Source organism: Rhodococcus sp. EPR-147 (assembly GCF_001647185.1).
Classification (GTDB): Bacteria; Actinomycetota; Actinomycetes; order Mycobacteriales; family Mycobacteriaceae; genus Rhodococcoides.
In genome coordinates this window covers 1-25,425 of sequence record NZ_LVCU01000224.1, presented here as the reverse complement: position 1 = coordinate 25,425, position 25,425 = coordinate 1, and the positions used below count along the sequence as shown (strand labels likewise).

General features: G+C 64.0%; 28 protein-coding genes. 18 read left to right on the top strand and 10 right to left on the bottom strand.

Annotated elements, in window-relative coordinates:
• Positions 1–49: 49 nt before the first annotated feature.
• The 8 genes from A2J02_RS10935 (at position 50) to A2J02_RS10900 (ending at position 8,002) form a co-directional block, all read left to right on the top strand.
• Positions 50–1,315, top strand: a complete 1,266-nt coding sequence (locus A2J02_RS10935; protein ID WP_231893813.1) for a hypothetical protein — start codon at positions 50–52, stop codon at positions 1,313–1,315.
• Positions 1,305–2,414, top strand: a complete 1,110-nt coding sequence (locus tag A2J02_RS10930) for a glycosyltransferase (protein ID WP_068050046.1) — start codon at positions 1,305–1,307, stop codon at positions 2,412–2,414. Before A2J02_RS10935 ends, A2J02_RS10930 begins: the two co-directional genes overlap by 11 nt.
• A complete protein-coding gene (locus A2J02_RS10925; protein ID WP_231893814.1) occupies positions 2,401–3,663 on the top strand; it encodes a hypothetical protein in 1,263 nt (420 codons plus the stop codon). Before A2J02_RS10930 ends, A2J02_RS10925 begins: the two co-directional genes overlap by 14 nt.
• A gap of 20 nt (positions 3,664–3,683) precedes the next feature.
• Positions 3,684–4,769, top strand: a complete 1,086-nt coding sequence (locus tag A2J02_RS10920) for a glycosyltransferase family 4 protein (protein WP_068049989.1) — start codon at positions 3,684–3,686, stop codon at positions 4,767–4,769.
• Positions 4,770–4,929: 160 nt separating this feature from the next.
• Complete coding sequence (locus A2J02_RS10915; protein ID WP_231893815.1) at positions 4,930–5,460, top strand: giguanylate cyclase; 531 nt, start codon at positions 4,930–4,932, stop codon at positions 5,458–5,460.
• 5 nt (positions 5,461–5,465) lie between these two features.
• Entirely contained in the window at positions 5,466–6,395 is a 930-nt protein-coding gene (locus A2J02_RS10910) for an aldo/keto reductase (RefSeq protein ID WP_068049985.1), read from the top strand.
• A 193-nt stretch (positions 6,396–6,588) separates the two neighbouring features.
• Positions 6,589–6,951 (top strand): sulfate transporter, encoded by a 363-nt coding sequence (locus tag A2J02_RS10905; RefSeq protein ID WP_068049983.1) that lies wholly within the window; start codon positions 6,589–6,591, stop codon positions 6,949–6,951.
• 154 nt (positions 6,952–7,105) lie between these two features.
• On the top strand, positions 7,106–8,002 hold the full coding sequence (locus tag A2J02_RS10900; RefSeq protein ID WP_068049981.1) for a glucose 1-dehydrogenase: 897 nt from the start codon (positions 7,106–7,108) through the stop codon (positions 8,000–8,002).
• Here A2J02_RS10900 and A2J02_RS10895 read toward each other — a convergent pair.
• Both A2J02_RS10895 and A2J02_RS10890 read right to left on the bottom strand, forming a co-directional pair.
• On the bottom strand, positions 7,995–9,614 hold the full coding sequence (locus A2J02_RS10895) for an MFS transporter (protein WP_068049979.1): 1,620 nt from the start codon (positions 9,612–9,614) through the stop codon (positions 7,995–7,997). The two genes, A2J02_RS10900 and A2J02_RS10895, sit on opposite strands and share 8 nt — an antisense overlap.
• 98 nt (positions 9,615–9,712) lie before the next feature.
• Positions 9,713–10,300, bottom strand: a complete 588-nt coding sequence (locus A2J02_RS10890) for a TetR/AcrR family transcriptional regulator (RefSeq protein WP_231893816.1) — start codon at positions 10,298–10,300, stop codon at positions 9,713–9,715.
• A gap of 118 nt (positions 10,301–10,418) precedes the next feature.
• Between A2J02_RS10890 and A2J02_RS10885 the strand changes: the two genes are divergently transcribed.
• The 4 genes from A2J02_RS10885 (at position 10,419) to A2J02_RS10870 (ending at position 14,846) form a co-directional block, all read left to right on the top strand.
• A complete protein-coding gene (locus A2J02_RS10885; RefSeq protein ID WP_068050041.1) occupies positions 10,419–12,107 on the top strand; it encodes a nitroreductase family deazaflavin-dependent oxidoreductase in 1,689 nt (562 codons plus the stop codon).
• A gap of 212 nt (positions 12,108–12,319) precedes the next feature.
• Complete coding sequence (locus A2J02_RS10880) at positions 12,320–13,291, top strand: alpha/beta hydrolase (protein ID WP_068049975.1); 972 nt, start codon at positions 12,320–12,322, stop codon at positions 13,289–13,291.
• Between the two features lie 9 nt (positions 13,292–13,300).
• Positions 13,301–14,350 (top strand): helix-turn-helix domain-containing protein, encoded by a 1,050-nt coding sequence (locus tag A2J02_RS10875; protein ID WP_231893817.1) that lies wholly within the window; start codon positions 13,301–13,303, stop codon positions 14,348–14,350.
• A 7-nt stretch (positions 14,351–14,357) separates the two neighbouring features.
• Positions 14,358–14,846, top strand: coding sequence for an SRPBCC domain-containing protein (locus tag A2J02_RS10870; RefSeq protein ID WP_068049974.1), 489 nt, complete (start codon positions 14,358–14,360; stop codon positions 14,844–14,846).
• Position 14,847: 1 nt separating this feature from the next.
• Here the strand turns inward: A2J02_RS10870 and A2J02_RS10865 are convergent, their stop codons facing one another.
• Entirely contained in the window at positions 14,848–15,129 is a 282-nt protein-coding gene (locus A2J02_RS10865) for a Rho termination factor N-terminal domain-containing protein (protein WP_068049973.1), read from the bottom strand.
• A 116-nt stretch (positions 15,130–15,245) separates the two neighbouring features.
• Here A2J02_RS10865 and A2J02_RS10860 point away from each other — a divergent pair, with 116 nt between their 5' ends.
• Complete coding sequence (locus A2J02_RS10860; RefSeq protein WP_082898770.1) at positions 15,246–16,364, top strand: hypothetical protein; 1,119 nt, start codon at positions 15,246–15,248, stop codon at positions 16,362–16,364.
• A 137-nt stretch (positions 16,365–16,501) separates the two neighbouring features.
• A complete protein-coding gene (locus tag A2J02_RS10855; RefSeq protein WP_231893818.1) occupies positions 16,502–17,131 on the top strand; it encodes an enoyl-CoA hydratase/isomerase family protein in 630 nt (209 codons plus the stop codon).
• Between the two features lie 9 nt (positions 17,132–17,140).
• Here the strand turns inward: A2J02_RS10855 and A2J02_RS10850 are convergent, their stop codons facing one another.
• From A2J02_RS10850 to A2J02_RS10835, 5 genes are all read right to left on the bottom strand, one after another.
• The gene (locus tag A2J02_RS10850; RefSeq protein ID WP_068049969.1) at positions 17,141–18,037 is read right to left on the bottom strand and encodes a universal stress protein; all 897 of its coding nucleotides are present in this window, start codon (positions 18,035–18,037) and stop codon (positions 17,141–17,143) included.
• Positions 18,038–18,151: 114 nt separating this feature from the next.
• The gene (locus A2J02_RS10845) at positions 18,152–19,180 is read right to left on the bottom strand and encodes an LLM class flavin-dependent oxidoreductase (RefSeq protein ID WP_068049968.1); all 1,029 of its coding nucleotides are present in this window, start codon (positions 19,178–19,180) and stop codon (positions 18,152–18,154) included.
• An 82-nt stretch (positions 19,181–19,262) separates the two neighbouring features.
• Positions 19,263–19,433, bottom strand: coding sequence for a hypothetical protein (locus tag A2J02_RS27675; protein WP_156516187.1), 171 nt, complete (start codon positions 19,431–19,433; stop codon positions 19,263–19,265).
• A 340-nt stretch (positions 19,434–19,773) separates the two neighbouring features.
• Positions 19,774–20,955 (bottom strand): lipase family protein, encoded by a 1,182-nt coding sequence (locus A2J02_RS10840; RefSeq protein ID WP_068050034.1) that lies wholly within the window; start codon positions 20,953–20,955, stop codon positions 19,774–19,776.
• A gap of 100 nt (positions 20,956–21,055) precedes the next feature.
• Positions 21,056–21,388 (bottom strand): putative quinol monooxygenase, encoded by a 333-nt coding sequence (locus A2J02_RS10835; protein ID WP_068049965.1) that lies wholly within the window; start codon positions 21,386–21,388, stop codon positions 21,056–21,058.
• A 375-nt stretch (positions 21,389–21,763) separates the two neighbouring features.
• Here A2J02_RS10835 and A2J02_RS10830 point away from each other — a divergent pair, with 375 nt between their 5' ends.
• The 3 genes from A2J02_RS10830 (at position 21,764) to A2J02_RS10820 (ending at position 23,434) form a co-directional block, all read left to right on the top strand.
• Positions 21,764–22,636, top strand: a complete 873-nt coding sequence (locus A2J02_RS10830; protein WP_156516186.1) for a hypothetical protein — start codon at positions 21,764–21,766, stop codon at positions 22,634–22,636.
• Between the two features lie 180 nt (positions 22,637–22,816).
• Complete coding sequence (locus A2J02_RS10825; RefSeq protein WP_156516185.1) at positions 22,817–23,071, top strand: hypothetical protein; 255 nt, start codon at positions 22,817–22,819, stop codon at positions 23,069–23,071.
• Positions 23,072–23,434 (top strand): hypothetical protein, encoded by a 363-nt coding sequence (locus A2J02_RS10820; protein ID WP_068049960.1) that lies wholly within the window; start codon positions 23,072–23,074, stop codon positions 23,432–23,434.
• Between the two features lie 71 nt (positions 23,435–23,505).
• Here A2J02_RS10820 and A2J02_RS28910 read toward each other — a convergent pair whose 3' ends face one another.
• Both A2J02_RS28910 and A2J02_RS10810 read right to left on the bottom strand, forming a co-directional pair.
• Positions 23,506–23,634: a hypothetical protein gene (locus A2J02_RS28910; RefSeq protein ID WP_269454875.1), complete on the bottom strand. Its 129-nt coding sequence runs from the start codon at positions 23,632–23,634 to the stop codon at positions 23,506–23,508.
• A 130-nt stretch (positions 23,635–23,764) separates the two neighbouring features.
• Positions 23,765–25,075: a barstar family protein gene (locus tag A2J02_RS10810; protein ID WP_156516184.1), complete on the bottom strand. Its 1,311-nt coding sequence runs from the start codon at positions 25,073–25,075 to the stop codon at positions 23,765–23,767.
• A 183-nt stretch (positions 25,076–25,258) separates the two neighbouring features.
• On the opposite strand from A2J02_RS10810, the gene A2J02_RS29040 reads away from it, so the two are divergent.
• A partial coding sequence (locus tag A2J02_RS29040; protein ID WP_442971470.1) for a DUF6461 domain-containing protein occupies positions 25,259–25,425 on the top strand: 167 nt, incomplete at its 3' end.

Here is a 25,425-nt window from a genome sequence, read left to right as displayed (position 1 = left end):
TCCGAAGCGGTACGTCCGCTCGCATCGACGACGGAAGGGTACACGGTTGATGGCCGTCCACGATGCCGTACACCGGGGCGACGTGCCCCCACCTATCGACCTCGCGGGACACATGCGGGAACTCGGCCGGGCATTGCTGCCCGCCGTGATCGTTGCTGTGCTGGTGGGTGCGGGCGTGTTCTACCTCAGGAGCGAACTCACCGACAAGCAGTACGCCGCGTCGGTCGTGGCCGAGATCGAACCGGCCCAAAGCCTCGTTCCCGGTGACGCGTTCATCGAGCAGATGCGCGCACCGTTCGTCGAGTTGGCGACCGACCGCAGTGTGCTCGATCAGGTCCTCACACAGGTCGACTCCGGACTGAACGCTGCCGAGTTGGCGTCGAGCGTCGAACTCTCCCCCGGTACTTCACCTGCACTGCTGACCGTCACGGTGACGACCCGTTCTCCTGAGCTCGCCGCAGATCTGGCTCGCGCGATGGTGTCGACGATGGCAAGTACCAGCACTGCCAACGCGATCCGCGACTCGCGGGAGCGAACGGACGAAGCGCAGTCCGCGATCGACGCGCAACAGGCGCGAGTGGACGCTCTGCCCGCCGACGACCCGAGCCGGCCCGCATCCGTGTCGGAACTGGCCGAACTGCGCACCCGCCTGAGCGAGCTGCAGGCCACTGCGGGCGGAGACCGACTGGTCGTGCTGTCGAACCCCGAACAGAGCACCACAGCGGTGTCACCGAAACCGGTCTCGGAGGCACTCGTCGCTGCGCTCGCTGCACTGATCGTTGCCGCCGAACTGATCGTGTTGCTGCGAGGACGTCTCGGACGCAAGCCCTCTCGGTCCTGGGCTCGTCGGGTGTCTCGCAAATACGGAGCGAAATTCGACCCGACAGCGGGCGACACCATGCCGCCCGCCGTGGCCGCGCGGATCGCAGCGCTCGAACGCGGCGATCGACCCGTCTCCAGGGGTGCTCGGCACGCTGCGCCCAAGGGCGACAACGTGATCGTCCTGTTGGTCGGCGAGGGCGCCGTGACGGCCTCGACTCAGGATCCGGACCGGACAGGCGAACGTCCTCGGGTCACCGAAGAATTCGGGTTGTCGGAGCAGTGGTGGCAGCACACCGACGTGGGCGACGTCGAGACCGTCGTGGTGCTGGTGTCGACACGTGGACGCGACAAGAAGGCGGCAACCGCCGCGCTGCGGCGGCTCGACGACTTCGACATTCCCGTGCACGTGGTCCTGCAGAACAAGAACTCGACCCGACGGGTGGAACAGACCGCGCAGACCATTGCGCCGGAAGGCCAACGCCATGCCAGCTGACAGAATTGCCGTCGTACACGAAAGATTCCACGAGATCGCCGGATCCGAGCACGTCATCGAACAGCTCGCGCTGCACTGGCCTGCGGCCGAGGTGTTCGCGGCGATCTCTCGGCCGGCCGGGGTTCCGTCGGGAATCGGCCGGGAGCCGCACACGACCGCCCTCAATCGTGTGTACAACGCGTTGGGCCAACGGTCGTACGCACCCGTTCTGCCGATGATGCCGCTCGCCTTTCGGCGCATGCCGCTCGACGGTTTCGATGCAATCGTGGTGAGTCACCACGCATTCGCCACTCAAGCCGTGTTCGCCACCGACTCCCCGGTGATCGCCTACGTACACAGCCCGGCACGATGGGCCTGGGACCCCGAACTACGGGCAGGTGAAGGTGGCGGACGAGCAGGAGCAGCGATACTGACGGCACTGTCGGCCGTTGCCCGTCGATGCGAGATCGCTGCCGCCCCGAAATTGAACACAGTGGTGGCCAACTCGACTGCAGTTGCACGTCGTATCGAGGATTGGTGGGGCCGTGACGACGCAGTGGTGGTCCATCCGCCCGTCGACACCGAGGGCTTCGTTCCCGATCCGTCCGTCGAGCGGGAGAACTTCTTCCTCCTCGCCGGTCGCCTCGTTCCCTACAAGCGGCCCGACATCGCAGTCCGGGCCGCTGCCGAGGCCGACGTTCCGCTCGTGGTGGCCGGAGACGGACGAGCAATGGATGCCTGCCGGGCGCTCGCCGGTCCGAAAACGACCTTTCTGGGCCGAGTTTCACACGAGAAGCTCCTCGAGCTGCACCGAACGACGCGGGCCCTGTTGATGCCGGGAGTGGAGGACTTCGGCATCGTCCCCGTCGAATCCATGGCCTGCGGGACTCCCGTGATTGCGCTGGGCGACGGCGGTGCCATGGACTCGGTCGTACCGGGAAAGACCGGAATGCATGTGCCACCGGGGTCGGACGAGGCAGTCGTCGCCGGATTCGCCGACGCCATGCGTTCGTTCGCCCCCGGAGACTTCGACCGCAGGGAGATTCGCACGTGGGCAGAGGGTTTCTCGAGGGCCCAGTTCCGCAGTCGTATGCAGGAGGTAGTCGATGCGGTCCGCTGAACGCCGATATCGTTCGACCGCACTGGACCGAGTCTTCGCCGACACCCGGATAGTGACTGCCGTCGGTCCCGTTCGTGGCCTGGACATCGAGCGCACACGCGCAACGCTGCGCGCCGCCGAACGAGTCGCCCGGACACCTCACGTTGCGCTCGAACCGCGGTCGGATACACGACAGTGGCGCTACCGCAGCGACATCGCCGGAGACAACGTCACTGCCGGCACCGGAGCCACCGAGGATCTGGGCCGTATGCTCACCGACATACGACGGCGAGACGGTGCGAGAGGACCGCTCGAGGTGATCGTGTTCGAGGACCATCTCGCTGTCGACTACTCGCACGGAATCGGCGACGGCCAGATCGGCGTCATGATGCTGGCGGCTTTCTCCGACGACGCCGATGGAACCCTGGTTCCCGCGCTCGCGACAGGATTACCGGCCAGCGCAACGTGGAAAGCGCTGTGGCGTCACTATTCTCGAAAACCGAAGACATTGGCGGACTTCTGGAAGTTGCGCGGTCGCCATCGAGCCGAGGCCGACGGCGATTCTGCTCCACGTCGAAGAATCGAGAACTGGGAGTCCGCGAAAGTCAGCCGCGCCGGGTACATGAACCGAACCCGAGTGGACGAACTCAAGCACTGGACGGCCGAGTACATGCCGGGAGCGACCGCCGCGTCGATCTCGACAGCGCTGTGGAGCGCAGCGCTGCGGGCCGAGGGCGTCGACGTCGACGATCACATCATGGTGTTGTTCAACAGCAGGCGTTATCTCGATCCGGCGCAGCAGAGTTCGCACGGGAACTTTGCCGTCGGCATTCCGCTTCACCTCCCTTCGGGCACGACACCCGTCGGTATCACTGCGGCAATGCGCGAGGTGATCGAATCGGGATGGCCGATAGCGGTGTTGGGAATGTCGCTACTGCGCGATGCTGCGACGCGATTTCGGTCTTCCGCTCGCGCGCAGACCGATTCGGTCGTCGAGGTTCCCGAGACCTTGAGGTTGGCCGTCAGCGACCTCGGGCGACTGCGCGTCTTCGACCACCTCGATTGGGCCGACGACGGCAGGCCGCCGCAGATGGCAGCATCACTCGAGCCCGACGGCCCGGATGGCTGCACGATGCTCATTGCCGAGATTGCGGGTGGGCGGACCTACACGGCATCGTTCTGCAGCAAGATGATCGACGTCGCTGTGGTGGACGCAGCATTGCGGCGCATGTGCGACGACCCCGTCGCGCTACTCCGAGATGCTTTCTGACACAGGAACGAGGCTCGATCATGACCGCTGGATCGACTGTGTTGTTCCTTGCCCACACCGGGCAGGTTTCCGGTGCCGAAAAGGTGCTTCTGGATCTGATCGACGAGGCCGAGCGCCGCGGCTACGACACTGTGATCGCATGTCCCTCCGGCCCCCTGACCGACCGAGTGCCCACGGCGACGCGACACATCCCCATCGGGGAGCTCGGGCTCGGTGGTGAACGAGGAGCCGCCCGAGGCGTCGCAGCGGCACGCATGTCGGCGCGTTGGGTCACCGCAGCCCGCGCGGTGCGTACCGTTGCCCGCGCGCCGGGCACCGTTACCGTCGTGAACTCACTCTTCGCGCTCCCGGTCGCACGGTTGGCCCGTCCTCCTCGCGGTGCGTCGTGGCTCGTCCACGACACCATGACCTCTGCCAAACAGCGCGTGGTGGTGCGGTTCGCACGGTCGGCCGTTCGTGTCGCAGTCTCGGTATCGGAAGCCACCGCTGTACCCCTGCGAGCGGCCGGACTCCCGGTCGTGGTGTCGCACAACGGAGTTCCATGGCCGGTTCCGCGTTTCGGCGGTGAGCTGCACGCCCCTCCTGTCGTCGGCATACTTGCCCTCCTCACGCCGTGGAAGGGCCATCGAGTTCTGCTCGACGCCGTGGCCACACTCCCCGAGATTCGTGTCGAACTCGCAGGCGGCAGCTTCCCCGGTGATCGTGACTACGTCGCAGAACTTCACGAGCGAGCATCTCGATCGGACCTCGCGGGTCGGGTCGAATTCCTCGGGCACACCGACGCGAAATCGGCGCTTCAGAGGTGGGACGTGGTCGTTTCCTCGAGCACGTCGCCGGAGGCGGGCCCGTTGTCGGTGCTCGAAGCGATGTCACACGGGCTGCCGGTGATCGGAACCGACCACGGCGGCACCCACGAGTTCCTCGCCGACGGTGCAGGGATTCTCGTCGAACCCGGCAACGTAGCAGCCCTCGCCGCAGCCATTTCCACGGTCATCGGCGATTCGAACCGACGACGCGCACTCGGGGACACTGCGAGAGACCGTGTTGCCAGCTGCCACGACATCGGCCGGACACTGCCCGAACTTCTGCACCGTCTCACCGACTGACAGACCGCCCGACCGCGCGTATTCGGTTAGGAAATCGAACGAAGCCGACCCCCGGCACAGACGGCTGTGTTTCAATCGGGGCCCGATGGGAACGATGGGGGCTGATATGACTCGCGCCGTGACGAGATCCAACGAGCATTATCAATGGTGTATCGGCGTGATGACCAGCCTCGCGTTGACCACCGCCGTCAAACGCATCGTCTCTGCTGCAGCCCTGGCCATGGCTGTGGTCGTGACCCTCGAGCTCGCATTCGGCTACGGAGCCACGACGGCGATCCCGTCGATCGTGCAGTGGACGTGCATGATCGCCGCGTACATCATGGGCGCGTTCTGGTGGTTCGGTCCATGGCCGACGCTCGGGCAGGCGTTCGCTTTCGTCGTCATCGCCAACTTCGCAATCTTCGGTGCCACCATCACGGCAGATTTCGCACCCGAGGTCACGCTCGGCAAATGCGCGTTCCTCATCCCGATCGGCATGCTGGTCGGCTTCTTCTTCGACAAGTGGCGGCTGGCCACCCACATTGCTCTCTGCCTGCTCGGCACCACGGTCGTCGCGGTCTACATCGTCGTCGAGCGCGGTGTGGATACGTTCGTGGCAGTGGTTCTGTGGGCTCCGATCGTCATCTCCTTCACCGGCTTCGCCCTGCTGCTGCAGGCAACCACCCAATCCATGCGTCTGGAGTTCGAGTAACCGACATGCGAACCTTCTCCCTCCCCCACACCGGGACCGAAGTCTCGAGCATCGTGCTGGGGTTCATGCGCATCACCGATCTGGACGACGACCGGATCAGGAGATTGGTGGCCACCGCGCTCGATGTGGGCGTGACGGTGTTCGACCACGCCGACATCTACGGCGGGTCACCGCACACGTGCGAGAAACGATTCGGCGATGCGGTGACGTTGACCCCGTCGCAACGCGAGCGCATCAGCATTCAGAGCAAGGTGGGTATTCGCGAGGGCTGGTTCGACTTCTCCAGGGATCACATCGTCACCACGGTCGAGGCGTCACTCGAAGCCCTCGGCGTCGATCACCTGGACACCCTTCTGTTGCATCGCCCGGACACCCTCGTCGAGCCGGAGGAGGTCGCAGCAGCGTTCGACCACCTGCACGCGTCGGGCAAGGTCCTCGGCTTCGGCGTCTCCAATCACACGCCCGGCCAGATCGAGTTGCTGAAAACTGCAGTGAATCAACCGATTCTGTTCGATCAAATACAGCTGAGCATCGTGCACTCGCCGTTGATCGCGGCGGGCCTGACCGCCAACATGAGCACCGAGGACCAGTCGATCGACCGCGACAACGGTCTACTGGACTACGCGAGAACGCGCGGCATCACCCTGCAGGCGTGGTCTCCGTTCCAGAGCGGGACGCCGTCCGGCGTGTTCGTGGGCGACCGCGAGAACTACCCGGATCTGAACGTGGCACTGGACGAGATCGCCGACGTCTACGGGTCGACGCCGTCGGCGGTGGCAACGGCCTGGATCACCAGGCACCCGGCCGATATCCAGGTCGTGCTCGGAACCACGAATCCCGATCGAGTCGTCGAAGCCGCCGCCGGTTCGGACCTACGCCTGACCAGGCAGGAGTGGTACCGCCTGTTCCGGACGGCAGGCCACACATTGCCCTGAACGAGGCTCAGCGGCGTCACATCTGCCGTTACCTTTTCGTTACCGACTAGCTATCGGTCCGTGATGATCAGGCCTCGGTTCGGTGACGTTGCGCTGTCAGGATTACCGCACGGCATGCACCGGAACCTGTAGCCCTCGGGTTCCACCCCGTGCACGTCGGTCGTTAGGCCATCCGAACTGAGAGGTTCGCACCGTGACTGTCACCGACCACTTCGATTCTCGCCTCGCACCCGTCGAACGCGGCAATGCTAGTTACTCCATCCGCACCGAGTTCTACTCCCCTCGCCTGACTGTCGTCCGCGCGACGGGCGATGTCGATCTGCGGGCTCGTACCGATCTGGCACAGGCGCTCGACTACGCTCTGCGCGGCGAAACGGTTGTGCTGCTGGACTTGTCTGCGGTCACCTTCATGTACTCGGGGTCTGCGTGCGTGGTCCTCGACGCTGTCGCCCGCAGCGCTGGCCGCCTCGAGGTCTTTGCTCCGACGCGGCCCGCGCGCATCGTTCTCGACGCACTGGGCGCGGCGACGATCGGGGCGGATCCGCGCGCTGCCTGACCGGTGGAGGTTTGCGGTCCGGCCGATTCGGCAAACCCGAGGAGGACAGCGACTCCGGACGGCACATGTGCCGCGAGTCGTCTCCACGGAATCGAAGCGGCTCGTTCGACTTGCCGCGTGGAGCATTTCACGCACACCGAGGCAAGGATCGACAATGTCCGACCAGTTCAGCAAATCCGACCCGACCAGCGCGTTTCCGATGCCCGATCGGGCCGAACAGAGTCGTCTCGAGCATCCCGGTCTGACCCGCGACATGGTCACCGCTCCCGATCACGGCGAGGATTCCTACCGTGGATCGGATCGCCTGCACGGCCGTAAAGCATTGATCACCGGCGGCGACTCGGGTATCGGCCGTGCCGTTGCACTGGCATTCGCGCGCGAGGGTGCCGATGTCGTCATTGCACACCTCGAATCCGAAGGTCCGGACGCGCAGACCACTGTCGCCCTGATCGAGGGATCAGGCAGCGCAGGTAGAGCCATCGCCTGTGATCTCACCGACGAGTTGCAGTGCGTGCAATTGGTCGACACCGCGTCCGAGGTTCTCGGCGGGCTCGACATCGTCGTCAACAATGCCGCGTTTCAGATGGCGCAGATGGGCGGGATCGCAGACATCACCACCGAGCAGTTCGATCGCGTACTCAAGACCAACTTGTACGCCCTGTTCTGGATCTCGAAACGCGCCGCCGAAATCATGGACGCGGGTTCCACCATCATCAACACCACCTCGATCCAGGCATCGAATCCCTCTCCCGAGTTGATGGACTACGCCACCACCAAGGCTGGAATCGTGGCGTTCACCAAGGGTCTCGCCGGTGATCTCGCCGAACGCGGAATTCGCGTCAATGCCGTTGCACCCGGGCCTGTTTGGACGCCGCTGATCCCGGCCACGATGCCGTCGGAGAAGTACGAGAAGTTCGGCGAGACCGTCCCGCTGGGACGACCGGGTCAACCCGCAGAGCTGGCACCGGCATATGTCTTCCTGGCATCGAACGAGTCGAGCTACATCACCGGCGAGACCATCGCGGTCACCGGCGGCACGCCGTTCAACTGATCTTGTCGCCCTCTGCGGTGTCGCGCCACGCAAGCAGCACACCGTTTCCCTCCGGTCGTCGCCACGGTAGGAACAATGCGACGGCAAGCGCACATGCCACAGCGGCACCGACGGTCACGAACGACGCGAGCTGAAAGCCCTCCAGCGAGGCCGCTTTCATCGCGTGGATCAGCTCGGCCTTCTGCGTCGCGAAGATCGGGTTGGTGGGCGCTTTCACGATTTCGATGACGCTGACGACCGTTTCGCGAGCGAACGCCTTCTGGTAAGGCTCCATGATCGCGTCGGGTATCGCGTCGATCTTCGGACTCACCTGTGAGGTGTAGATCGACGCGACGATCGATCCGAGCACGGCAACTCCGAGCGTTCCACCGACCTCTCGGGTGGTGTCGTTCACCGCGGAGCCCGCACCTGCTTCGTCGAGCGTCACCGAGGACATGATCGACTCGGTGGCAGGGCCCTGCACGATCGCCAAGCCGAGGCCCATCAGCACCATCGAGACGAGAACCGGCCCCAGATAGGGCGTTTGGACCTCCACCTGACCGGCGACGAACATCCCGATGCTCATCACCATCAGCCCGAAAACGATCACCGCCGTGGTTCCGATGCGTTGCGCAATGATGGTCGCCAGCGGCGCGCCGATGGCGATGGATACCGCGAAGGGCAGTGAGTGAACGCCGAACTGCAGTGGGGTCAGCTCCACCACACCCTGGAAGTACTGGGTGATCATGAACAGGAAGCCGAACATGCCGAAGTACGCCACGGCAATGGCCAAGGCGGGCAGTGAGAATCGTCGATTCCGGAACAGGTTCAAGTCCAGTACCGGAGACGGCGTCCGCAGCTCCCACCAGACGAACGCGACGATGGCTGCCGATCCTGCCAGGTAGGCTCCGATGCTCGTTGCAGACAACCAACCATTGTGTGGCGCTTCGATGATCGCCCAGACCAGCACGGTGATGCCGGCCAACGACAGCGCGATACCCAGGGGGTCGTACTTGCCGACGTGCTCTGCTCTGGATTCCGGTACGCAGGCCAGCGCGGCCACCAGAACGAGCAGTGCCACAGGAACATTGATCCAGAACACCGTGTGCCACGAGAAGTGCTCGAGCAGAAACCCACCGGCAGTCGGGCCGATTGCGATGGCGAACCCGGCCATCGCCGTCCAGGCCGCGATGGCCAGTGCGCGCTCCTTGGCATCGGTGAAGATGTTGATGATCAGGGCAAGGGTCGCCGGAAACACTGCGGCCGCACAGACTCCCATGGCCGCGCGCGCCGCGATCACCTGTCCCAGATCGGCGGCGACAGCGCCGCCGATCGACATCACAGCGATGCCCGCCAGTCCGAAAATCATGACCTTCTTGCGGCCGTAGCGATCGCCGAGATGACCGAACGCCAACAGCAGTCCGGCGAACGTCAGTGTGTATGCGTCGACCACCCACTGCAGGCCGCTCATATCGGCACGTAGCTGCAGTCCCATCGAAGGCAGCGCGACGTTGACGACGGTGTTGTCCAAAACGACGAGCAGCTCGGCTGCGCAGATCACGATCAGCGCGAGGTATCGCCGACGGAACTGCGGCAAGTTCACGGGTTGACTGGAGGTGGTGGGTGACGACATCGGAATCCCTTCGACTATGACGGTCGGCATAGTTCCTGAAGGGAAGTTAGCTGTAACTGATAGTTATAGCAACATCGCCCGGCTCTTTCTGGTCGACGTCAGCGGCCCGCCGAAGCCTCCAGAACCGCCTCGAGCAGGGCCGACAACTCCCCCTCGGTCCGATCCAGAGCCGTGGTCGAGCGCTGCGCCTTGGCCATGATCAGCGCACCTTCGATGGCGGCGATCGCGAATGTTGCCAACGTGTACGACCGCTCGCGAGTCAATCCGCGCTGCCACAGGGATACCGCTATGACGTCCTCCCAGGACGAGAAGGACTCACCTGCCGCGGCCACCGCCTGCGGCGCATGCAGCCCCTCGAGCGCGGCCGGCGCGACAGGGCAGCCCGCCACGAAATCCGTGGCCAGCAGTTCGCTGCGGAATCCCTCGAGAATGGCCCGTACGGTCGCCGACGGACCGGCCGACGCCAGGCCGGCCGAGATCATCGCGCTCATCTCGGCTCCCGCAGTACGCGTCGCCTCTTCCACCAGCTGAGGCTTGCCGCGGGGAAAGTGGTGATAGATCGAGCCGCGGGGAGCGCCCGCGTGATCGATGACGTCGGCCAGCGAGGTGGCGTCGACGCCGCGTCGACGAAACAGCTGGGCAGCGCTGCGCAGCATGTCGTCCCGAGCACTGCTTCGATTCGTCATCCGAACCCCTCCCGTGGACGCCACAATGATTGACGTGACGTTCCGTTACACCTACAGTCGCTCTGTAGCTATGTTGTCCATCATAGCTAAAACCGCAGTCCCGGAACCGGAGCAACGCATGTCCCCTGACACCGACGTGATCGACCTGAGCAGCCCGCTCACCCTTGCCTGCGGGCAGATCCTGCCGAATCGCGTGATGAAGGCGGCGCTCAGCGAAGGACTGTCCACCGCCGAGCACGGCCCGGACTCCCGCCTCGAAACGCTGTACCGCCAGTGGGGCGCGGGCGGCTACGGCCTGGTGGTGACCGGCAACGTGATGGTCGATCGGTCCCATCTCGGCGAACCGGGCAATGTCGTCATCGAGGACGACCGAGACCGTGATGCGCTGGCCCGCTGGGCGAAAGCGACGTCCGACGGCGGTGCCCCCATCTGGATGCAGCTCAATCACCCCGGTCGGCAGGCCAACCCGATCGTCACTCGCACCAAGCCCGTTGCACCCTCCGCCATCGCCCCCAACATCCCGGGCATTCCGGCACCGCGGGCGTTGAGCGAGAACGAGATTCACGACATCATCGGCCGATTCGCCACCGCGGCGGCCGTGGCCGAGACGGCCGGTTTCGACGGCGTCCAGATCCACGGCGCGCACGGCTACCTGGTGTCGCAGTTCCTCTCCCCTCTGTCGAACAGGCGCGACGACGCCTGGGGCGGCGACCTCGACGGACGCATGCGGTTCGTGATCGAAGTCGTCCGCGCAATCAGAGCGGCGGTGTCGCCGAGTTTCGCAGTGGGAATCAAGCTGAACTCGGCGGACTTCCAACGCGGCGGCTTCAGCGAGGAAGAATCGCGCATCACCGTCGAGCATCTCGTTCGGGAATCGATAGATCTGATCGAAATCAGCGGTGGCAGTTACGAATCGCCCGCAATGATGGGCACCGCGAGCACCCGCGATCGGGAGGCGTACTTCCTGGAGTACGCGCGGACGGTGCGCGACGCGGCCGGAACAGTGCCATTGGCGGTCACCGGCGGCTTCCGTACCCGCTCGGTCATGAGCGCGGCAGTGCAATCGGGTGAGTGCGACATGGTCGGTCTCGGCCGTCCGACTGCCCTCGCCCCGGCCGTCGCGAAATCACTGGTCGACGGCACAGTGGATCGGGTCGAATCGCCGCGCGTGGCACTGCGCGTCCCGTCGAAGTCCAGCGCGTTCAAGCAGATCAACGGCGCACTCGATCTGCAGTGGCACACCGACCAATTGCAGCTCATCGGCGCTGGGCAACAGCCGAATTCGAGCCGTCCGGCATGGAAGACTGCGGCCACGATGCTGCAGCGCAACGGCTGGGACGCGTTCCGTAATCGTCGAGGCTCCGCTCGGGTGGACACCTCTGCTGCCGTGACGAAGTTCCGCCGCGAGCGCTTGATCGGGAAGTATGTCGCCAATCCCATCGTGAACGGATTGACGTCGCTGGGAGTGACGACCTCCCTGGTGACCGACCTCGAGACCGTAGGACGCAAGACCGGGCTCGCCCGTCGCGTGCCGGTGTCGGCGACATTCGACGATTCCGGTGCGTGGCTGGTGTCGCAGCACGGCACCAGGTCCGGTTGGGGCGCAAACATCACCGACGAGCCCAGAATCCGAATTCGCGTGGGCAACCGATGGCGCACCGGCACAGCCACATTCGTTCCCGATGACGATGTCGTCGTCAGAGCGCGGTCGTTCTCCGGCAATCCCGTCCTCGGACGCATCATCGGAGCCGGCTTCCGAGCTCTCCAGACCGATCCGATCTCGGTCCGCATCGAGTTCGACGACTGACCAACCTGCCGTGAGAGAGAACCGCATCGTGCGGACCGACAAGTTCACCTGCGACGGGGGTCCGCTCTCAGCGCTCCGCTCCCTCGACCTGGTGGGAGAGCTCTACGCTCGGAGGTGATCACCGCTGCCGTCCGACGCCCGTCGGATGGCAGCCACAAGAGTTCCTCCACGCAACGAGTGACACAGGACACACCCGCGGTGATGATGAACTCATGACCCAGTTCCCCACTCTCGACCCCGAACTTGCCGCAGCCGTCACGATGCTTCCGAGTCTCGATTTCGGCGACCTTCCGTCGGCGCGATCGACGTTCACCTCACTCCTCGATGCCATGCTCGCCGATCTCTCGATGGAGGGAGTCTCCCTACGCGAGCTCACCGTCTCCGGGCTCGACGGTGCACCGGACGTCGTCGTCCGATTCTTCACGCCGGAACACGTCGACGGACCCTTACCTGTGCTGGTCTGGATCCACGGCGGCGGATTCGCCATCGGGACGGCCGCTTCCAGTGATCCCTACTGCGTGGATGTCGTCCGGGAACTCGGATTCGCAGTGGCGAGTGTCGAATACCGGCTCGCCCCCGAGACTCCGTTTCCCGGGCCGCTCGACGACTGCTACGCCGCGCTCGCGTACATCCACTCGCACGCGGACGAATTGGGGGTCGACCCGACGCGGATCGCCGTCGGAGGGCAGAGTGCCGGTGGTGGCCTGGCCGCCGGAACGGTTCTCCGAGCTCGCGACGAAGGCGTCGTTCCGGTGGCCTTTCAGCTGCTCGAGATCCCCGAACTCGACGACCGCCTCACCACCGTGTCGATGACCGAGTTCGTCGATACACCCATGTGGCACCGCCCCAACGCAATCCTGTCCTGGCAGTACTATCTCGGCGAGTCCTACACCGGGCCGGACGACCCGAACGTCTCGATATACGCCGCCCCGGCTCGGGCCACCGATCTTGCCGGTCTGCCGCCGGCGTACGTCGCGACGATGGAGCTCGATCCGCTTCGCGACGAGGGCATCGACTACGCGGTGCGGTTGCTGCGGGCGGGTGTGAGCGTCGAACTGCATTCGTTCCCCGGCACTTTTCACGGCTCCGCGCTGCTGGCAACAGCGGAGGTGAGCAAGCGCGGACATGCGGAGGCGTTGGACGCCCTGCACAGGGGCTTGCGCCTTCGCGCACCCGCCTCGTAGCGTCGGTCCATGCAAGGACTGATGTACCGGCTCGCGGAACTCGATGCCGACTCCGCGGGCCTGGTGCGCGTGATCGACTATTTCGATGCCCTGATCAGACACGGCGCGGACACGTCCGCGATGCTGCGCGCCAGCGCTGCTCTGGCCGACTGCGTAGTCGGAATCGATGTCGTCGGCACGTCCGCCGGACACCGCCAGCACGCGCGCTGCGATCCGAAGGGCCGTTGGCTGACTCAGGCTGCAGGCGAGCGGTCGGCCGTCAAGGACGTCGTGGTCGACGACGTCGTCATGGGCTCGGTGTGGATCGAGCGCGCAGGTCCCGCGCTTGCTCTCGACGACATGCTCGTCGATCGGATGGCTCTGACCGCAGCCATCATTCTGGTTCCCCGCCACAGGCCGTCCGCCGCCGAACACACCCGAGCAGTGCTATTTCCGATGGACGACATCGCACTGCTCAGTTCGCTGACCGCGTTGCACATCGAGCCGACCGCGCGTGTCCGAGTTGCCGTTGCTGCTGCCGACTCACCGCCGACAACCAACGCGCCGACGGCCGGACGATCGACGCCGATCACCGTCGAGGACCATGTTCTGTATCTCCTGCCAGGTAGACTGTCGGTTCTTCGGGTGGCTTCCGGCTGTGTAGGCGTCTCGTTGGCCATGCCGGCGTCTGCCATCCACCGACATCTCGGAAACGCTCGGTTCGCACTGGCTCAGGCAAGCGAGTCCGAGCCCGTCGTGACTGCCGATCGTTTCGGCGCGCTGAATTTGTTGGAGACGGGAAATGTGCTGACAGCCAGCGACATACCCGATCTGGTACGTGCAGCCGAACTGCGCACCACCACTCACGGGGTCGAGCTGATCGATACTCTGCGCACGTATCTTGGTTCGGGAAGTTTGCGCGCGACAGCCGACCGGATGCACCTACACCACAGCAGCGTTGCACATCGACTGGCCAAGATGTCGGAGGCCGTCGGCTACTCGGTGGATTCCATCGAGCACCGTGCCCGTGCAACGGCGATGATGATGGTGCTCGACGGCAGTGGTGTCGGAGTCGCATAATCGGTCGATGGCACCGACCCCAACAGGCACGTTGCGCAGCACCGACACCGGCGTCGCTCTCGAGCTGACCAGAACCATCTCGGCTCCGCGTGAAGACGTGTGGGCACGCCTCACCGAATCGTCCCGGACGGCACAGTGGTTCGGTCCGTGGGAGCGGATCTCGCACAACATCATTCGCGTCACAATGGCATTCGAGGAGGGTGCGCCCGCGTCGGACATGATCATCGACGCGTGTGAGCCGCCGGGCCTCCTGGCAGTGCGGTTGACCGGCGAAGTCGAATGGCCACTCGAGGTCCGTCTGACCGAGGCAGGCCCTGCGACCGTTCTCGTGCTTGCACACAGATGCACGAGCACGGACGGTCTGGGCGACATCGGACCGGGGTGGGAGTACTACCTGGACATGTTCATCGCCGCCGGAAACGGCGACCCACACCCGAGTTTCGACGATTACTACCCATCACAGCAGGAGTACTACTCATCTCTTCGCCCGCGGTGAATCAGTGCTTGCGTAACGCGTCGATCAGTTCTTCCTTGTTCAGCTTGGAATAGCCTTCGAGACCCAATTCCTTCGCTCGCTCGGTCAATTCGTCGACCGTCCAGTCCTCGTAGGATCCGGATTCTCCACCCTTCCTACCGATCTGATCTCGCCCCTTCTTCGCGGCGGCGTTCGAGATGCGGGCGGCCTTCTCCTTCGAGTTTCCCTCCTCGCGGAGCTTGTCGTACAGGCCCTGGTCCTTCAGCTGTGGTTGGTCTTCGGTGTCGCTCTTCTTCGCCGGCATCGGAAATTCCTTTCATTGGTTCGTGTCGAAGCGCTACCCGGTCTGCACGGCGACAAACCTCGCTCGACGTCGCGGATCGGGTGTGTGTTTCGAGTTCCATCGGGTAAGCGATCGGGATGCATTCGGATCGACCGCAATCGGCAAGCCGAGACACCACCGGCAACGACGACACCACCGACGCAGACGACGCGGCGCTCTCGGTGGGGGTGGTCAGCGACGATGGCTTCGCGGCGACGGTGGCGACTGCCATTGTCGCCAAGTTGCCCGATCACGCGAGGATCGACGGGCAGCGGCGAGAGATCCGCGTGTCCCGAGCATCGGTGCCGCTCCCGCCCACCGCGACCGGTGCGGCCCCGCTGGGACAGTGGCTCGCGTCGGTGAAGGCCGACGCCGACTACGACATCGTGTTGTGTGTGTCGGAGGTTCCTCGCCGTCTCGGGTCGCGTCCGGTAATCGCCGAGACCCGTGACGGTACGACCGGCGCGCTGTACGTGCCTTCCTTCGGAACGCTGGCAGTTCGACGACGTGCCGTCTCGGCTGCACTGGCCGTGTTGCACGAGTTGATCGAAGCCGACGATTCGTCTCGACCACCGCGGAGGTACTTCAAGTCTCGCTGGGCTTCCAGTGACTCCGAGGAGGGCGACGAGGTGCTGCTGACGTCGAGCATCTTCGGTCGAATCAGGTTGGTGTCGGGGATGATTCGATGCAATCGTCCGTGGCGATTGGTTCCGACGTTGTCGAGCGCACTCGCTGCCGCGAGCGCCGCGTCCGCCTTCGGCGTGTTCTATGCCAGCATCTGGCAGATGGCAGCGTCGATGAGCCTCGGCCGACTGGCCATGATCGGGCTCACCGCAGTGATCGCCATGACCGTCTGGGTCATCTTTCCCAACGGCCTGTGGGAGAGGCGATCGTTCCGAAGTGCCACGATCGACCGCTGGATGTACAACGCAGCCACCGTCGGAACCGTTCTGACCGGCGCTCTCTGTATGTACGCGCTGTTGTTCGCCGTGGTGCTGGGCTCGGCGGCGGTCGTGATCTCACCGGAATTCCTGGCAATGCAGATCGGTCGTACCGCGACTCTGGGCGACTACTTTTCTCTCGCGTGGCTCGCTGCGTCGCTGGGCACGGTGGCCGGTGCAGTCGGGTCGTCGGTGGCAGATCGCGAGGACATTCTCGGTGCCACCTACGGTCATCGCGAGTTGATTCGTCGTCGGTCGGCCACCTCCTCGTCCTGAAAATCGCCACGTGGTTCGCGTTGTGAGCTAGAACAAGAAAAACTGGGTACGTTCGGGATATGCCATACCTGGATCGTGTTGACGGTGTATTCGTGCTCAACCTCGGCAATCGAGGTGTGGACGACAGCGAAAATCGCATGAGCCCCGACTGGGTTGCCGAGATCAATGCACTGCTCGACGAGGTGGAGTCCTCCTCCGGCCCGGCCGCCCTGGTCACGACGGCAACCGGCAAGTTCTTCTCCACCGGCGTGGATCTGTCGTGGGGTGCCGACAACCTCGATCAGATCAATCGGTTCATCGGCACCGTGCAGGAGATGCTGGTGCGCTTCCTGACGTTCCCGATGCAGACCGTCGCCGCTATGCAGGGTCACACCTACGGCGGTGCCGCGTTCTTCGTGATGGCACACGACCACCGCATCATGCGTTCCGATCGAGGCTTCCTGTGCTTCCCCGGCGTCAACATCGGTGCGACCTACAGCCCCGGAACCGTCGACATGGTGCGGGCGAGGTTGGTTCCGCACGCCTTTCACGAGGCGCTGACCACCGGACGCCGCTACGGCGGTGGCGACGCCATGGCGCTCGGTCTGGTCGACGCCGTCTCGACGCAGGAGCGTGTGCGCGACGACGCCATCGCCCGCGCAGCCGCGTTGGCCAGCACCCGCGGTGAGGTACTGGGCGAGATCAAACGCACCATGTACGCCGGTGAGGTCCGTTCCCTGCTGACGCCTGTCGCAGGCGTCGACGAAATGGAATGGGTCTCGAACTAGGCGGCGTTGTCAGTGCACCACCAGAACCGGGCATTCGGAGTGATGCACCAAGTTCTGGCTCACTGATCCCAATATCGCTGCGGTGAAACGATTTCGGCCGCGGCTTCCCACTACCAACACCTGGGACGTAGCGGAGATCGACCGAAGTTCGTGTGCCGCCGAGGCACCGACGGACACGGCCCGAACCGGCACCGTCGGATACTTGTCCCGGTAGGTGTCGACGTTGGCCTGCAACCACTTTCGTTCTGCCTCACGAAGGTGCTGCCAGTCGACCGAGGGACCGTAGTCGAGTTGATCGGTTTCGTGCACCGCGCCCACGTGGACGGCGAGCAGCTCCGCACCCAGGATGCTCGCCATCTCGAACGCTGCCGACAGTGCGCGCTTCGACGGCTCGGATCCATCGACCCCCACCGCGACAGGGGCCGGTTCGGCCCCGGAGTCGTCGCGACGCTCGTGCCATACCAGCACCGGACAGGTCGCGGCGTTGACGATTGCCGTCGTCGAGTACCCGAAGACGATGTCGCGCAACGGCCCCGACTCGCACGCGCCCACGACGAGCATCGCCGCGTCCGCGGAGAGTGCCTTCGCCATACGTGCAGCCGACAGCTCGGACACCTCCGATTTCACCGTCACCTGGGGATCGACTCCGTGCACTACGTCGACGGCGCGGGCGAGTACGCCTTCACCCTCCTGCCGCAGCCGAGTCGGGAAGTCGGTGGTGTTCAGCTCGGCGGCGACGGCCGCACTCCACTCGTCCTTCGGTGCACCGTGGACGAGGTGCACCGATGTCGATGCCGCCCGAGCGAAATGCGCCGCCCATTCGGCCACCCCCTTGTCCGTGGGCGAGCCGTCGACAACGACCGCGAGCGGTCCGTCGAATGTTGTTGCCGCGATCGTGTGGTCCATCGTTCCTCCGTTGGCCGAAGACGGTTTCTACGTCGTCTCCCACGATCGCTGCCCTGGCGACGCGCCACTAGGGCATTTGGCCACCGGTGTGCCGGGTATTTCGGGTCGAGGCCGCTAGGCCCCGGCAACCAGGGGCGCCACTTCGGTGCCGAGTAGCTCGATGCCGCGCAGCAGGTCGCTGTGTGCCAGCCGCGGATTGGTCATCTGCAACGACAGTCGATCCACTCCGCCCAGTTGTTCGCTCACTCGCTGAATCTTGTCGGCCACCGTCTTCGGATCTCCCATGAAGAACGCACCGTTTGGTCCGGCGGTGGCGTCGAATTGCTGCCGACTGGGCCGCGCGAATCCGCGCTCCCGAGAGATCTTGGTGAACATCTCGTTCCAGCCGGGGTAGATGGTGTCTGCTGCGGCCGTCGTGGTCTCGGCAACGAAGCCGAACACGTGCAGTCCCACCTTCAGCTGCTCCGGCGGATGGCCCGCCTGCGCTCCGGCGCGACGGTAGAGGTCGACGAGCGGGGCGAATTGTCGTGGTTCTCCGCCGATGATGGCGATCATCAGCGGGAGCCCCAGAAGCCCTGCGCGAGCGAAGGACTCGGGCGTCCCACCGACCCCGACCCAGATCGGCAACGGTTCCTGCAGCGGACGTGGGTAGATGCCCTGACGGTTCAGCGCCGGGCGGTGCCGACCGGACCAGGTCACCTCGACGTTGTCCCGGATCTGCAGCAAGAGGTCGAGCTTCTCGGCGAACAGCGAGTCGTAATCTGCCAGGTCGAGGCCGAACAGCGGGAACGATTCGGTGAAGGATCCGCGTCCCACGACGAGATCGATCCGGCCCTTGGAGATCAGATCGAGGGTGGCGAACTCCTGGAAGACCCGGACCGGATCGTCGGCGCTCAGCACTTTGACTGCGCTGCCGAGCCGGATGTTCTCGGTCCGCGCGGCTGCTGCGGCGAGAATGATCGACGGAGCCGAGTCGTAGTACTCGCTGCGGTGGTGCTCGCCGATACCGAACGAGTAGAGCCCGACCTGATCTGCGAGGGCGATCTCTTCCAGCAGGTGACCCATTCGCTCCTCGGGAGCGATCACCCGACCGTCGGTCGGGTCGGTCACGGAAGAGACGAAACTGTCTACGCCCAGATGCATGGTGGGGCCTTTCGGTTCGGGGTGGTCGACTCCAACAGCATCGGTGAAGATTCAATTATTCCGATGGGTGTCGAGCTGGCAGCTACTCGCCCCATCGTTTCAGCTCGTCCGCCGCGTAGTACATCTGCTGTGATGCGCCGAAACGAACGAGCAACTGCTGCTTGTCCTCGTAGAACCAGACCACGGTTCCGTACATACCTGCCATGGGCCCACTCAGCGGTGTGACTCCGTCGCCCACCTCGAATCCGTACATACGTGCACCGTACCGATCGAGGGTGCCGAAATCGGACGCCCAGCGTTCGGCTTACCGGCGTCCGCGTTTGCGTGCGCGACGCTCGTCGAGCTTCCGCTTGCCGTAGCCCCACGTGACGCGGCCCAGACCCTCGAAGAGTCGGCTGGAGAGACTTCTGCGGCCACTCATACGGCGGCCCCGTTTCCGATGACGGTCATTCTCGGTCCCTTTCTCTGAAGCAGTAGAACCCTGCGAATAGCCGGTGAAATGACCCGGCACGATCGATAAGTCGAATCGGAACGGAGCAAACACACATCAGTTTGACGTGACCTACATCACGTACGACGCCTGGAGCGTCGAGCTACGCCGGTGTGACGAGTCGATCCATCCACCCGATCAGCTCGGGGTAGGCAGCGACGTTCGCGGCCGTGTGGTCGACTGCGGGCACCCAACCGGTTCCGAAGTCGAACTCCCGGACGGTGATGTCGGTGGCGCCTGCGGCGCGCCAACGCTGCACCAGGATTCGGCTCTGCTCGATCTCGACGGAGGCGTCGTGAACGCCGTGCACGATCATCACGGGTGCGACGGGCGCGGTGAACCCGATGGTGTTCTCCTGCGTCATCGGACCCAGCACGGGCCCGGTCATGAGCGTTCCCAGGGAAGAGCCGTCAGCAGTGAGATCCTCGGATCGCAACGGTCCGTAGGTGAGAGCGTCGACCGTGCAGAAATCCTGCGCCGCATCGAGGGCTGCCCGTCCGCGATCGTTGAAGAGAGCCCGGATCTGTTCGGCCCGGTCGGAGTGAGCGCCGATCAGGCCCCCGATCGTGTACAGCATCGTCGCGGCGGACTCGGATCCGTCCTGGCCCTCGACGCGCAACACAGGATCGGTCGGTGCGGCACCGACGAATGCACCGACCACAGAGACGTCGGGCGCGTAGGTGGACGCGAGCTCTGCAGCAGCGGCCGACGCGACGCCGCCCGCCGAGTATCCGTAGAGCACGACAGGCGCGTCGGTCTCCCCTGCCGCAGCCCGTGCCGAGTCCAGCACGGCGCGGGCACTGGCGACCCGACCCAGAAACTCGTATTCGCCGGGGGTTCCCAGTCCCTGATAGTCCGTCGTGACCACCTGGTACCCCCGCGCCAGTAGTGGCAGCAGTGCCGGCATCGTGGTTGTCAGTCCCAGCTCCGAGGAGCCCGAGCAACGATCGGCAACCCCGTAACTGCCTGGCGCATAAGCGATCACGGGCCGGGGCCCGGGACCGGACCACGCACGCGTCGGCGTGACCAGCAGCCCCGACACAGCCACCGCACGATCGCGAGGATCGGCCGACCGGTACAGAATGCGCTCGGTGTGCGATCCCAGAACGTCGAGCTGTGGCACGGATTCTCGGCGCAGGATGGACCCGGGTGCGTATGCCCCCAGGCCTACGACGGGCTCACTGTAGAAATCGGCACCACCGGGAGCCGCCGAGGCGGGTGCGGCCGAGAGAGCGAGGCACCCGACAAGAACGGACAGGGCGAGGGTGACGAACGGCAGTCTCATCACGCGAGCAAGTATGCGGCCGCGAGCGCCAATCCGCATTCGCTGTTCCGCCGGGCCCGTGCGGTGGCCGCGTGCACGGATCGCCGTCACGATCATGCTGCTACTTTCCCTGCTTGATCCACGTCGGGACCAGGCTGCGAACCTGTGGCGCGCCGGCCAGCAACGGTGCCACTTCACGCTCGTACTCCCGATAGGCGGGATGCTGCAGAAACGAGAGCGCGTCCTCTGCGGTGCGATAGTGCTGAAAGGCCGTGATGCCGTTGGGATCGTCGACATCGAGACCGTAGTAGTAGGCGAGATGTCCGGGGTTGTGGAGCACGGCCGGCGCCATGTGCTTTTCCCACAGGGCTCGGACGGCGTCGCGTTGGTTCGGCAGGGTCTTGTGGGAGACGACGACGGTGACGCCGGGCGGAACGGCGGCTTCAGTTGTCATAGGTGTTTCCTCTCGACGGAACCATCGGTTGCGATGCCCGGCGATCATGCACCATGGGTCGGACATTCGACGGTGGCGCGTTGGTACCAGGAGTCGTATTTGTCCGGCCTGTAGTGTCGCCGATCATGATCGAGAGAGCTGTGGCGCTGGCAAAAACAGTGCGGTTCACCGTTGCGTGACACAGTGATGTGGTCTGCATGGCGACAGAACCGGACATCACTGCTGATCTCGCTGAGCACCATCGCGATCCTGATCGTGACAACCTTGACGGCTGGGTTGTACGTTCCACGCTATCCGCGAATCTCTTGGTCGTTCTTGCGAATGTGTTCGCGCTGGAACGATGTCGGGCCGTGCAGACCGGAGACCGCACTGACTTTGTCGACGCTGTCTGCGCTGCTTCTACCGTTGCTGCTCGGAATGTTCGTCGGAGTCCCTGCTTTTGCCCGTGAATTGGACGCACGCACCCACGTATTGGCTCTGACACAGTCCACCACTCGAATTCAGTGGTACCTCGCGCCCGTCATCGTTGTCTTCCTACCCATCTCGGCGGCCATGACATGTCTCGGCGTGGCGCTGCATTGGGCCACGGGCCTGTCTCGGGATTCCTCGAGCGCTGATTACAGACCGTCCGTCAGTTTCTCGTGGTTCGATTTCCCTCACTTCGAAACAGCAGGCGTCGTCCTCGGCGCTTACACCCTGCTGATGCTGCTCGTCGGCAGCACTCTGGCGCTGACGTTCCGCAGCGGAGTCATGTCCATGCTGGGTACCCTTTTCATCTTCCTGTTCGTCGTTCCGGTGGCGTTCACATGGATCGCGCGCGAGCACTACGGATCGCCCACAGTCGAAAGCCAGCCGATCAACGGCCTGTATCGCGAATCGGAATATCCCCCGAACCCGTACTACACCACCGATGGAACGTGGGTCGTCGACGCCGGGTACGTCGACAGCAGCGGCGCGGCCGTCAGACCAGAAACAGCTCGTTGCGCGCAGCCGTACCCGGACGACTACGGGAGTCCACGTACCGGGGAGACGAACGAAGAGCGTTTGGAGCGCACTCGACTCGAAACTCTGGACCGCGCGGCACGATTCGACGACTGCCTAAGCAGCCAAGGCGTCGACCGCTTCGACATCCGGTACTACACCGAAGACAAGTTCTGGCATTTCCAAGCCATCGAAACCGGCCTCATGCTCACATTCGGTCTCGTTGCAAGTGGGGTGGGAATCCTTGGGGTCCGGCGACTCACCTGAGAAAGACCGTCGACAGCTGGAGACGAACATCGACTCGTGCAACAGATGAAAAATGTCTGCGAGGGGTTCTCGGCGAGCGTACAAAATACCGACCCCGATGCCACAGTGGTCGAAGCAAGAAGGGAATCCATGAATACAGCGCGTCCGCGATCCTCGACATCTGTCTGGTCGACTGCGGCTGTGATTATTGTGATCGTGGCAGTCGGCGTCGTCGTGGCAGGACTGCTGCACAACCCTCAGCCCGATGCTTTAACGATCCCCGGGTGCGACGAGGTTACACAGCCCGAGGACTTGCACCGAGTCAATTTCGCCTACGTCCCGAACGAGTCCTACGACGATCCGGATTTCCCGTGGTTCTCGCGAGCCAAGGCGGCCGCGATGTCCAATGCACTGGCCGGAGCGCTACCCAGGGGTTCCACCGTAGAACCCGATTAGATGGGGCCGAGCTTGGTGTTCGGACCGATCAGTAGTTCCCCGGGGGGAGGCATCGCCGGCGGGGACACCAGTGCGAGTGGAGTCCTGTCGATCGGCAGCGTCGAGGGTGGCCTGACGGTGACTGTGAGCAAGTCCGATCAGCCCCCAGGCCCGTGTTTCGCCGGCTACGTCGACGAGCGACGCACCCTGGCCGACGGAATCGTCGTCGATATTTCGGATGGCGAGACGAACAGACGCGTTCAGGCCTTTGTGCCGGACGGCAGTCGGATCGATGCGTCCTCGGCTGGATTGCTCACGGTCGAACAATTGATCGGAATCGTGATTGCACCGGGTCTGAGGGTGAGCGTTCCAGTGCCCTCCTGATCGGTATCGAAAACGATCACCGGTGTAGTGGACGCCGCGAGGTGAGCTCGTTTCGAGTGCGGATCCGTGCGCTAGACGCGCTCCACCGGCCTGCGACCGTCAGACATCGTCCACTCCGCCGGACGCGTGTCGACCAGTGTCCAGCCGGTGCGTTCGTACAGTTCGATCGCGTTGCTGGAGCGCTCGATGACGTCGAGCATCGATGCACCTCCAATTCGCACCTGCCGCAACAGCGAATCTCCGACGAGTGAGCCCCGGTGTCCCGGTCGCACGCCGAGCTGTCGCTACCCGACGCTTTTCTCCCTGGGTCGCGAAGCGGATGTGGATTTCTCAGAGGAGAGCGAGCGACGGGTAGTGCTTCACTGCGACGTCCAACGTGTCGCCACTGAAGACCGTCTCGTACATCTGCTCGAACGGTAGCTTCGCTGCGCTCACCGCGTGAAAGACGCGCTCTCCGAGCGTACTTCGGTCACCTCGCCCGCGTACGGCAATGTTGATATCGAACAGACGTTGCCCGGGGCGACGCCGACGCCCAGAACTGGAGTGGATCTCGTCGAATTGGCCTGCACGCTCCGAGGTCAAGTTGGTCCGCGTCTCGTAGCGTCCCACCTCGTCGAGCACGGGTACCGCCGCAGATTCCACAGCAGCTGCAAACGACCGGGATTCGGAATCCGTTGCGTAGAACTGAAAACCGAACTCGACGATGATCGACTCGTCGAACAGCTCTGGTGGATCGGGCGGTAACTCGGACACGCTGGCCGCATGTACATCCGATCCTCCGGCGCGACCGAGATTCCCGTCTGCGCTCTCGACCAGACACAACATTGCGTGTCCGAACAACGCCGCCAACCGCGCTTGGCGGGCAAAGACATCCAACAGGGTTACCGCAGTGTGTCGATCGAGGTTCACCAGAGAATCGAAGTCGGTAATCGCCAAGACTGTTCCACGACAGTTCGGGTCGCTCCCATACTGATAGCTGGCCACGTCGCTGAGCACGTCGTTGAAAGTGTCCAAGCCCTGGCCGTAGTCGTCGGGAAACGACATGCTCGCTGCAAATGCCGAGTACATCTGGGATACGGCGCTCCACGATTTGGCGTCGAACGAATGGATCAGATAATTCAGGTCGGACAAATGTCCGGTAGCCGTATCGAGGCTGAATCGATCCTTGTAGCGATGAACGGCGCCGTTCTGAAGTAACTTCCAATCGAAGCCTTGTTGCTGTGCCACGAACAGTTCGTGATCGGTTGGGTCGAACGTGACTGCACGACTGGATGTTTCGAGAGATTTCGTACGCATTGACAGCATGATGTGCGCGAGGTCTTCGAAACTGAGGTCGTCACGGCTGAAGACGATGTATTTCCATCCGCCGTCGATCCACTCGTACCTTGTGTGCCTGCGTTCGAGGTCGGCGATGGTGATGTCCACATTGCCACCCGTCGGGCCCACGGCCGGAACCCGCGCGAAGTATGGGTTGTTCTCGACAGGGAGATGCATGACGATCGAACCGCTCTCGAGATCACCCCCTACAACATCGACATTCATCCGACCCGGCCACCACCGCGGCAATGGCGGACGCAAGTCACGCAGCGCACGCTTGTAGTTGCTGTTGGCGGGCTGATCCTGCCATGGGGGCATGGGCATGATGTGAGCATCTCATGAGACACGAACAACCAAAACGGTTTCCGGCCATCCCGAGAACACCGCAACGATGCTCCGGACGCCCGACCGATTGACGTTACGTGGCGGTACCGATCGACAGTAACGCCTCCAACTGTGCTGCCCAGTAGACGAATTCACAATTAGGATTGTCTGGAACAGTGATTCATGAGACCGTGCGGTATGCGATCGTACGAGGACTACATGTTCATCCCTGCCCAGTACGAAGGCTGGATCGGAAACGGGTACGTCTCGACAATAGTTTGCGCAGCGTCGTCGTCGGACGTCATCCAGGCACTTCAAGCCGACGACAGTGAACGCGTCACGGCATCGGG